The sequence below is a fragment of the Thioalkalivibrio sp. ALE11 genome (genome assembly GCF_000381205.1).
GTDB lineage: Bacteria > Pseudomonadota > Gammaproteobacteria > Ectothiorhodospirales > Ectothiorhodospiraceae > Thioalkalivibrio.
Genome location: NZ_KB906217.1, coordinates 1 through 1,307, shown reverse-complemented (window position 1 = coordinate 1,307; position 1,307 = coordinate 1). Strand labels below are relative to the sequence as shown.

At 63.8% G+C, this 1,307-nt stretch carries 1 protein-coding gene and 1 pseudogene; both read right to left on the bottom strand.

The genetic code is table 11. From position 1 onward, the window contains the following. Window positions 1-101: pseudogene (locus F620_RS15435) on the bottom strand (flagellin); the annotation flags it as partial. Between the two features lie 407 nt (window positions 102-508). Next, window positions 509-1,307 (bottom strand): flagellin (locus F620_RS0114155; RefSeq protein WP_019571098.1); only part of this gene is annotated, 799 nt, incomplete at its 5' end.

Below are 1,307 nucleotides of genomic sequence, written 5' to 3'. Positions count from 1 at the left end.
GATGACAGGCGCTCCAGCGACTGCGAAAGCGCATTCTGCGAAGCATTCAGGTTCCGCTGCGCATTCAGCGACAGGATGTTGGTGTTGATGACTTGAGACATGGTCTTTTCCTCTTGCCATGACAGCCCCATGACGGGGGCCAACCGTGCGGAAACACTTCCGCTCCTGCAGCCGATAACGGCCGACCGGCAAGGAACTTTAGCCCCGGCGGCAAATTTTTTCCGCCCCGCTGCGCCGCACCCTGTCGCGCCGCAAACCCCTTTACCCGGATTCTGGCCGATCCCCGCGGCAACTTCCTGCCACCGCCGAGAAATCCCCGCAATCCATCACGTACCCCGACCCCATATCCCCGACCCCGCCTCTCCGTAGGAGCGCGCTCGCGCGCGAAAACGCACCCGCCCGGACCACCGGCCCCCGAGATCACCCCACAACGCAAAAAAGCCCGCCCCGATCACTCGGGACGGGCCCCGGGATGGCCCGCCGCACGGGCCCGGAGGAAGCCGAAGCCTTACTGCAGCAGACCCAGCACGTTCTGCGGCACCGCGTTCGCCTGCGACAGCACCGAGGTCCCCGCCTGCTGCAGCACCTGCGCCCGGGTCAGGTCCGCCGTCTCCGCGGCAAAGTCCGCATCCCGGATCCGCGAACGCGCATCCGACAGGTTCTCCGAACCGATCTCCAGGTTCGAGATCGTGCTCTCGAAACGCGTCTGCACCGCACCCAGCTCCGCACGCAGCGAGTTCACCTCAGTCAGCGCTCCATCCAGCGCACCCATGGCCTGGGTCGCCGTCTCGCGCGTGGTCACATCGATGTCGTTCAACGTCACATCATCGGACTCGATCGCCGTACCAGTTCCAGCATCTTGCGTAAAGAGGTCAACCGTGCTTCCATCCTCCAGGGTCACTTGTCCCCCGGTCACCTCCAGGCCCTCCGTGCCCAGCTGCGAAGTGATAGCCACCGTCGTGTTGCCCGCGTTATCGACCCGCAACGCGGCCTGCAGGTTGGCATCCGCGACCGCTGCCGCATTGGTATCACCTTCCGCCGCTTCGCTGGCAATCTCGGCGTTCACCAGCCGCACCACATCCTCAAGGTTGTCCGCCTCACTCAGATCCACAACGATATCAGAGAACTCATCCCCTTCGATCTGAATGTTACTGAATGCCACATCCGTGTCGATCTGCCCAATCTCTTCCTGTGAAAGCCCGTTGGCTCCTTCCACCTCGGTGGTCCCCAGCTCCGAGGTCCGGGCATCCACGCCGTCCACGGCAATGGTCTGCCCCTGGTTCGCACCCACCTGGAAGAACAGGTCC